General features: G+C 62.7%; 8 protein-coding genes. 7 read left to right on the plus strand and 1 reads right to left on the minus strand.

Annotated elements, in window-relative coordinates:
• The 5 genes from RMO23_RS11430 to RMO23_RS11450 form a co-directional block, all read left to right on the plus strand.
• Nucleotides 1–292 (plus strand): 3-hydroxyacyl-[acyl-carrier-protein] dehydratase FabZ (locus tag RMO23_RS11430; protein WP_309681552.1); only part of this gene is annotated, 292 nt, incomplete at its 5' end.
• Between the two features lie 15 nt (nucleotides 293–307).
• Nucleotides 308–1,099, plus strand: coding sequence for an acyl-ACP--UDP-N-acetylglucosamine O-acyltransferase (lpxA, locus tag RMO23_RS11435; protein WP_309681554.1), 792 nt, complete (start codon nucleotides 308–310; stop codon nucleotides 1,097–1,099).
• Between the two features lie 240 nt (nucleotides 1,100–1,339).
• Nucleotides 1,340–2,470, plus strand: coding sequence for a lipid-A-disaccharide synthase (gene lpxB / locus RMO23_RS11440; protein ID WP_309681565.1), 1,131 nt, complete (start codon nucleotides 1,340–1,342; stop codon nucleotides 2,468–2,470).
• Nucleotides 2,442–3,059 (plus strand): ribonuclease HII, encoded by a 618-nt coding sequence (gene rnhB / locus RMO23_RS11445; RefSeq protein WP_309681556.1) that lies wholly within the window; start codon nucleotides 2,442–2,444, stop codon nucleotides 3,057–3,059. The genes lpxB and rnhB overlap by 29 nt, the downstream gene beginning before the upstream one ends.
• Nucleotides 3,056–3,838 carry an RNA methyltransferase gene (locus RMO23_RS11450; protein WP_309681557.1) on the plus strand — a complete coding sequence of 261 codons (783 nt, stop codon included), beginning with the start codon at nucleotides 3,056–3,058 and terminating at the stop codon, nucleotides 3,836–3,838. Before rnhB ends, RMO23_RS11450 begins: the two co-directional genes overlap by 4 nt.
• Before the next feature lie 71 nt (nucleotides 3,839–3,909).
• On the opposite strand, the gene RMO23_RS11455 is transcribed toward RMO23_RS11450, so the two are convergent.
• Nucleotides 3,910–4,998: an ionic transporter y4hA gene (locus RMO23_RS11455; RefSeq protein ID WP_309681559.1), complete on the minus strand. Its 1,089-nt coding sequence runs from the start codon at nucleotides 4,996–4,998 to the stop codon at nucleotides 3,910–3,912.
• A 236-nt stretch (nucleotides 4,999–5,234) separates the two neighbouring features.
• Here RMO23_RS11455 and carA point away from each other — a divergent pair, with 236 nt between their 5' ends.
• Both carA and carB read left to right on the plus strand, forming a co-directional pair.
• Nucleotides 5,235–6,416 (plus strand): glutamine-hydrolyzing carbamoyl-phosphate synthase small subunit, encoded by a 1,182-nt coding sequence (carA, locus tag RMO23_RS11460; protein ID WP_309681561.1) that lies wholly within the window; start codon nucleotides 5,235–5,237, stop codon nucleotides 6,414–6,416.
• Nucleotides 6,409–7,701, plus strand: a 1,293-nt coding sequence (gene carB / locus RMO23_RS11465) for a carbamoyl-phosphate synthase large subunit (protein WP_309681564.1), incomplete at its 3' end; no start/stop codon positions are given. The genes carA and carB, both read left to right, overlap by 8 nt.

Below are 7,701 nucleotides of genomic sequence, written 5' to 3' on the forward strand. Positions count from 1 at the left end.
ACACTACCCTGTCATGCCTGGCGTTCTGATGCTTGAGGCGATGGCGCAGGCCGCTGCCTTGCTGGCCTTCGACATGCTGGGGCAAGCCCCCGATGATAAAACCGTGTACTACTTTGCCGGCATTGATGCCGCCCGTTTCAAACGCCCCGTTGAGCCAGGCGACCAGCTCATCATGGACGTGACACTTGATCGTTTGAAGTCTGGTCTTTTCAAGTTCACGGGTATCACGCGCGTCGGCGACAACATTGCCTGCGAAGCGCAGCTGATGTGTACCATGCGCACCATCGCCTGATCTCAGCTGGACAAGATGAACATTCATCCGACTGCACTGGTTGATCCGCAGGCTGAGCTCGACAGCACCGTAAGCGTGGGTCCGTACACGGTTGTTGGTCCCCACGTAAAAGTGGGTTCTGGCACCACTATTGGCCCGCACTGCGTGATTGAAGGGCACACCACCATAGGCCGCGACAACCGTATTTTTCAATTTAACTCGCTAGGTGCGATTCCACAGGATAAAAAATACGCTGGTGAGCCTTGCGAACTGGTCATAGGTGACCGCAATACCATCCGCGAGTTTTGTACCTTCAATATCGGATCGCCAGGCGACAGTGGCGTCACCCGGGTCGGTAACGACAACTGGATCATGGCCTATGTGCATCTGGCGCATGACTGCACAGTTGGCAATAACACGATTTTTGCCAACAACTCGCAGCTGGCGGGCCATGTGCATGTGGGCGATTTTGTTATTCTGGGCGGCTTTACTGTGGTGCATCAGTTTGTGCGGCTGGGCGCGCACAGCATGACGGCCATGTGCTCGCTGCTGTTTGCCGATTTGCCGCCTTTTGTGATGTCTCAGGGCCAGCCGGCGGGCGCACGCTCCATGAACTTCGAAGGGCTGCGCCGGCGCGGTTTCTCGGCGGAACGGCTGGCCGCCGTCAAGGCCATGCACAAGGCGCTGTACCGCGATGACCTGACGCTGGAAAATGCCAAAGCCAGCATTGCCGGCTTGACCGAAAAATACCCGGAGTCGGCGCCCGACGTGCAGATGATGCTCTCTTTTCTGCAGCAAACCCCACCCCAGCGCGGCATCGTCCGCTAGGCGTTCATGCCAGGCCCGATCAAGCCCGTGCCGAGCGTGGGAGCAGCGCATATTTCCGACGGGCCGCCCCTAGGAAAAATAGCCCCGTGTCCCGATGAAAGGGGAAGCGAAACGACTCAGTCTCACGAAGTGGCAAGTGTGGGGGCCATCGAACGCCGCGCCGGGCCGCCCCAAGCAAGTTCAGCCCCCTCGGGGGGCAGCGCACTACACGAAGTGAAAAGCGTGGGGGCCATGTTTGCCATGGTGGCGGGCGAAACCTCTGGGGACCTGCTGGCCGGTCTGCTGCTCGATGGCCTGACATCGCGCTGGCCTCTCATGACCTCAGCCGGCATCGGCGGCCCGCAGATGGCCAGGCGCGGCTTTCAGGCCTGGTGGCCCAGCGAGAAACTGGCGGTGCGCGGCTATGTCGAGGTGCTGCGCCACTACCGCGAGATCGTTGGCATCCGCAAGCAGCTTAAAGCGCGCCTGCTGGCGCAGCGGCCCGATGTGTTCATCGGGGTGGACGCGCCCGACTTCAACCTGGATCTGGAGGCCGGCCTCAAGGCCGAGGGCATCCGGACGGTTCACTTTGTCTGCCCCTCGATCTGGGCCTGGCGCGCCGACCGGGTCGAAAAAATCAGGCGCAGCGTTGACCATGTGCTGTGTATTTTTCCGTTTGAGCCGGCCCTGCTGGCGGCGCACGGCATTGCCGCCACCTATGTCGGCCATCCGCTGGCCAGCGTGATTCCGCTGCAGCCGGACCGCAGCGCCGCCCGGCTTGCACTCGGTTTGCGCGATGAAGATACGGTAGTGGCGATCCTGCCGGGCAGCCGCGAGTCCGAGATCGAATACCTGGCCAACCGGTTCTTTCAGGCTGCAGCCTTGGTAAAACGTGCGCAACCTGCTATTAAATTTGTAGTGCCGGCGGTGCCCTTGCTGCAAGGCCAGATTGAACGCCTGGCCGGGGAGGCGGGCGTTCGGGCGGATGTGCAGATCGTGCAGAGCCAGTCGCACGCTGTGCTGGCCGCCTGTGACGTCACGCTGATTGCCAGTGGCACCGCCACGCTGGAAGCTGCGCTGTTCAAGCGACCCATGGTGATTGCCTACAACATGAACTGGCTGTCCTGGCAGATCATGCGGCGCAAGCAGCTGCAGCCCTGGGTCGGTCTGCCCAATATCCTGTGCGAACAGTTTGTGGTGCCGGAGTTGCTGCAGGAGGCGGCCACCCCGGAAGCCTTGGCCAGCGCGCTGCTGCAATGGCTCGATGCCAAATCGTCGGCACCTGACAAAATAGCGGTTGTTGAACAACGCTTTACCCGGCTGCATGCAGAGCTGCAGCGCGACACTTCCCAACTGGCGACCGATGCAATCCAGAAAATTCTTGAAGGCTGAGCAAACCGCTTTGTCGTGGTACACGCCGGGCTTGATGGCCGGCGTGGACGAGGCCGGGCGCGGGCCGCTGGCCGGGCCCGTGGTGGCCGCCGCCGTCATCCTGGACGAGCTGAACCCGATCCAGGGCCTGGCCGATTCGAAAAAGCTCACCGTCCTGCGGCGCGAAAAACTCTACGACGAAATCCGCGCCAAGGCCCTGTGCTGCTCCATCGCCCAGGCCAGCGTCGAGGAAATCGACAGCCTGAACATTCTGCAGGCCACCTTGCTGGCCATGCGGCGCGCGGTGGACGGCCTGCGCCTGAAGCCCAACAAGGTGCTGGTGGACGGCAACCGCCTGCCCACGCTGGACATTCTGGCCGAGGCGATTGTGAAGGGCGACGCGCTGGTGCCGGCCATCTCGGCCGCCTCGATACTGGCCAAGGTCTACCGCGACCGCTGGTGCGCCGAGTTTCACCTGCAGTATCCGCAGTATGGTTTTGCCGGCCATAAAGGCTATGGCACGGCAGTGCATCTGGCGGCGCTGCGCGAGCACGGGGCCTGCCCGCAGCACCGCCGGTCGTTTGCGCCGGTGGCCGAGGTGTTGCGGTGAGCAGCGGCGTTGAAGTCCCGCTCACGCACATCAGCTCGCGCGACAACCCGCTCATCAAGGAGCTGCGCAAGCTCTCGCAAGACAGTACGGCCTACCGCAAACAGGGGCGCGTCTGGCTGGAAGGCGACCACCTGTGCCGCGCCGCGCTGGCGCGTGGCCTGAAGCCCGCCCTGGCCGTGTTTTCGGAGTCTTTTTGGCCACTAGCCAATACAGAATGGGCACATGTAGCTATCAAAAACATAGTAATTTCCGATGCCTTGCTGCCGGAAATCAGTGGTCTGGAGTCACCCGCGCGCATGGGCTTTGTGATGGAGCTGCCGGCGCAGGCCGAGCTGCTGACCCATACCGCCTCGGTAATCCTGGACCGCGTGCAGGACGCCGGCAACGTCGGCTCCATTTTGCGCAGCGCGGCGGCTTTTGGCTTTGCCCAGGTTATCGCGCTCAAGGGCACGGCCGCCTTGTGGTCGCCCAAGGTGCTGCGCGCCGGCATGGGCGCCCATTTTGGCCTGCGCCTGGTCGAAAGCATCGAGCCCGCCGCGCTGGCAGCCCTGCAGGTTCCCATCGTCGTCACCAGTTCACACCACGGCAGCTTTTTGCACCAGCAAGCCATCCCCATGCCCTGCGCCTGGGCCATGGGGCATGAAGGGCAGGGGGTCAGCGACGATTTGATGGCCAGAGCCAGCCTCAAGGTGCGCATAGATCAGCCCGGCGGCGAGGAGTCGCTCAACGTGGCGGCGGCTGCCGCGATTTGCCTGTATTCGAGTTCGCTGACGCGATAGTCCTGAAGGCTTGAGCGCGGCCGGCTTTGAGCCCCAGCCGACGACTGCCTGCCCCGGCGCGCAACCGCCCCTCAGGGAATCACCGTCGTGAACAGGTAAGCCGCAAAAATCACCAGGTGCACCACCCCTTGCAGCACCGTGGTTCGTCCCGTTCCCAGCGACAGCGTGGCCACGAACAGCGACAGCAGCAGCAGGATGGAGGACTTGGCATCCAGCCCGAGCGTGAGGGTCCAGCCGGTGGCGAGGGAAACCATGGCCACGGCCGGAATCGTCAGGCCGATGCTGGCCAGCGCGGAGCCCAGTGCCAGATTCAGGCTGGTCTGCAGGCGGTTGGCCCGCGCGGCCCGCAGCGCGGCCAGGCCCTCGGGCAGAAGCACGACAGCGGCAATGATGACGCCCACCACGGCGACGGGCGCGCCCGCACTGGCCACCGCGGCTTCGATGGCCGGTGCCAGCGACTTGGCCAGCAGCACCACCGCCGCCAGACAGGCCAGCAGCAGCCCCAGGCTGGCCAGTGCGATCCGGCCACTGGGCGGCGCGGCATGGGCCTCTTCGTCAGCAGCGGCTTCCTTGGGTAAAAAATAGTCCCGGTGGCGCACCGCCTGAACCAGCACAAAGGTGCCATAGAGCACGAGGGACACCACGGCGATAAAACCGAGCTGCCCGACGCTGTAAAACGGCCCGGCCACGGTGGTGGTGTAGTTGGGCAGCACCAGGGTCAGCACCGCAATGGCGGCCAGCGTGGCCAGCGATGCGCTGACGCCATACAAGCCGAAGCGCTGCTCGCCAAAGCGGCTGCCGCCCATCAGCATGCACAGTCCCACCATGCCGTTGAGGATGATCATCACGGCGGCAAACACGGTGTCGCGGGCCAGCGCCGTGGTCGAGGGGCCGCCCGTCAGCATCAGCGAGACGATCAGCGCCACCTCAATGATGGTGACCGCCACCGCCAGCACCAGCGTGCCGTAAGGCTCGCCGACCCGATGCGCGATGACCTCGGCATGGTGCACCGCCGCCAGCACACAAGCCAGCATCCCGGCCGCCAGCAAGGCAATGAACGGGCCGCCGGCGCCGCCGATGAGCCACAGGCTACCCAACAAGCACCAGCCTGTGAGTGGCGCAATGAGGGACCAGGCTGGAAGGGCGGAAGATCGGGACATTCGGTGGATGATAGCTTGCGGCGTCCTGATTTTTGCCTGCCGTCGCCGTGGCCGCGTTTGCCCGTCATCAGGGGGTAGGTCGACCCGGTCTCACGCTATAATCAGTGGCTTTTCAAATCACAGCTTCGCCCGAGCGCACTCAAAGCCAACACCCTTACAAAAGCAGCCTGCAACCGTCTTTCAAAGACGTTTTTTGGTGCACGCTTGGGCGAACCGTAACCAACCCGGAGAACCCAGTGCTTTTGTCGCTACAGGGAACACACCAGACTACCCCTCCCGCCATTCTGGCGCTCGCAGACGGCACGGTCTTTATCGGCAACTCGATTGGAGCCGCGGGCTCCACGGTCGGCGAGGTGGTGTTCAACACCGCCATGACCGGCTACCAGGAAATCCTCACGGATCCGAGCTACTGCCAGCAGATCGTCACACTCACGTACCCGCACATCGGCAACTACGGCATCAATGCCGAAGACGTCGAAGCCGAAAAAATCCACGCAGCCGGCCTGATCATCAAGGACCTGCCGCTGCTGGCCTCCAACTTTCGCCTGTCCATGACCCTGTCCGATTACCTGGTCAAAGAGAAAACCGTTGCGATTGCCGGGATTGACACCCGCCAGCTGACGCGCCGCCTGCGCACCAAGGGCGCGCAAAACGGCTGCATCATGGCGCTGGGCCAGGGCGAAGCGGTGACGCAGGCGGCCATCGACAAGGCCATTGCCGCAGCAAAAGGGGCGCCCAGCATGGCGGGTCTGGACCTGGCCAAGGTGGTTTCCGTCAAGCAGACCTACGAGTGGACACAGACCGAGTGGAAGCTGGGTTCGGGTTATGGCGTACAGATCACCCCAAAATTCCACGTCGTGGCTTTTGACTTCGGCGTGAAGAAAAACATCTTGCGCATGCTGGCCGAACGCGGCGCGCGCGTCACGGTGGTGCCAGCGCAAACCCCGGCCGCCGACGTGCTCAAGCTCAAACCTGACGGCATCTTTTTGTCCAACGGCCCGGGTGACCCGGAGCCCTGCGACTACGCCGTTGTGGCCGTGCGCGAGTTGATGGAAACCGGTATCCCGACTTTCGGCATCTGCCTGGGCCATCAGATCATGGCGCTGGCTTGTGGCGCCAAAACCTTCAAAATGAAGTTTGGCCACCATGGGGCCAACCATCCCGTCAAGGACCTGGACAATGGCCGTGTCAGCATCACCAGCCAGAACCACGGTTTTGCGGTGGATGACAAAACCCTGCCCGCCAACCTGCGTCCCACGCACGTCAGCCTGTTTGACGGCACGCTGCAGGGCCTGGCCCGCACCGACAAGCCGGCGTTCTGCTTCCAGGGCCATCCCGAGGCGTCGCCCGGCCCGCACGACATTTCATACCTGTTTGACCGCTTCACGGCACTGATGGAAAAACATACAAATGCCTAAACGCACAGACATCAAATCCGTTCTCATCATCGGCGCCGGCCCCATCATCATCGGCCAGGCCTGCGAGTTTGACTATTCGGGCGTGCAGGCCTGCAAGGCGCTGCGCGAAGAAGGCTACAAGGTCATTTTGATCAACAGCAACCCGGCCACGATCATGACCGACCCGGCTACCGCCGACGTGACCTACATCGAGCCGATCACCTGGCAGACGGTTGAAAAAATCATCGCCAAGGAGCGGCAGCTCAATCCCGGTGGTTTTGCGATTTTGCCAACCATGGGCGGCCAGACGGCGCTTAATTGCGCGCTCGATCTGTGGCACCACGGCGTGCTTGAAAAGTACGACGTCGAGCTGATTGGCGCCAAGCCCGAAGCCATTGACAAGGCCGAGGACCGCCTGAAGTTCAAGGACGCCATGACCAAGATCGGGCTCGGTTCGGCGCGCTCCGGCATTGCGCACAGCATGGAGGAGGCCTGGGGCGTGCAGAAAACCGTCGGTTTCCCGACCGTGATCCGCCCCAGCTTCACGCTGGGCGGCACGGGCGGCGGCATCGCCTACAACCCGGAAGAGTTTGAAATCATCTGCAAGCGCGGCCTGGAAGCCTCTCCGACCAACGAGCTGCTGATTGAAGAGTCGCTGCTGGGATGGAAAGAGTACGAGATGGAAGTGGTGCGCGACACCGCGGACAACTGCATCATCGTCTGCTCGATTGAAAACCTGGACCCGATGGGCGTGCACACCGGCGACTCGATCACCGTGGCACCGGCCCAGACCCTCACTGACAAGGAATACCAGATCCTGCGCAATGCCTCGCTCGCGGTATTGCGCGAGATTGGCGTCGACACCGGAGGCTCCAACGTGCAGTTCTCGATCAACCCGGTCGATGGCCGCATGGTCGTCATCGAGATGAATCCGCGCGTGTCGCGTTCCTCGGCATTGGCCTCCAAGGCCACCGGTTTCCCGATTGCCAAGGTGGCGGCCAAGCTGGCCGTGGGCTACACGCTGGACGAGCTGCGCAACGAAATCACCGGTGGCGCCACGCCTGCGAGCTTTGAGCCCAGCATTGACTATGTCGTTACCAAGATTCCCCGGTTTGCCTTTGAGAAATTCCCGACCGCCGATTCACGCCTGACCACGCAGATGAAATCGGTCGGTGAGGTCATGGCCATGGGCCGCACCTTCCAGGAATCGTTCCAGAAAGCCCTGCGCGGCCTCGAAGTCGGCGTCGATGGCATGAACGAAAAAACGCAGGACCGGGAAGTGCTGGAGAAAGAACTCGGCGCGCCC

It is taken from the genome of Polaromonas sp. (assembly GCF_031411155.1).
Taxonomy (GTDB): domain Bacteria; phylum Pseudomonadota; class Gammaproteobacteria; order Burkholderiales; family Burkholderiaceae_C; genus Polaromonas.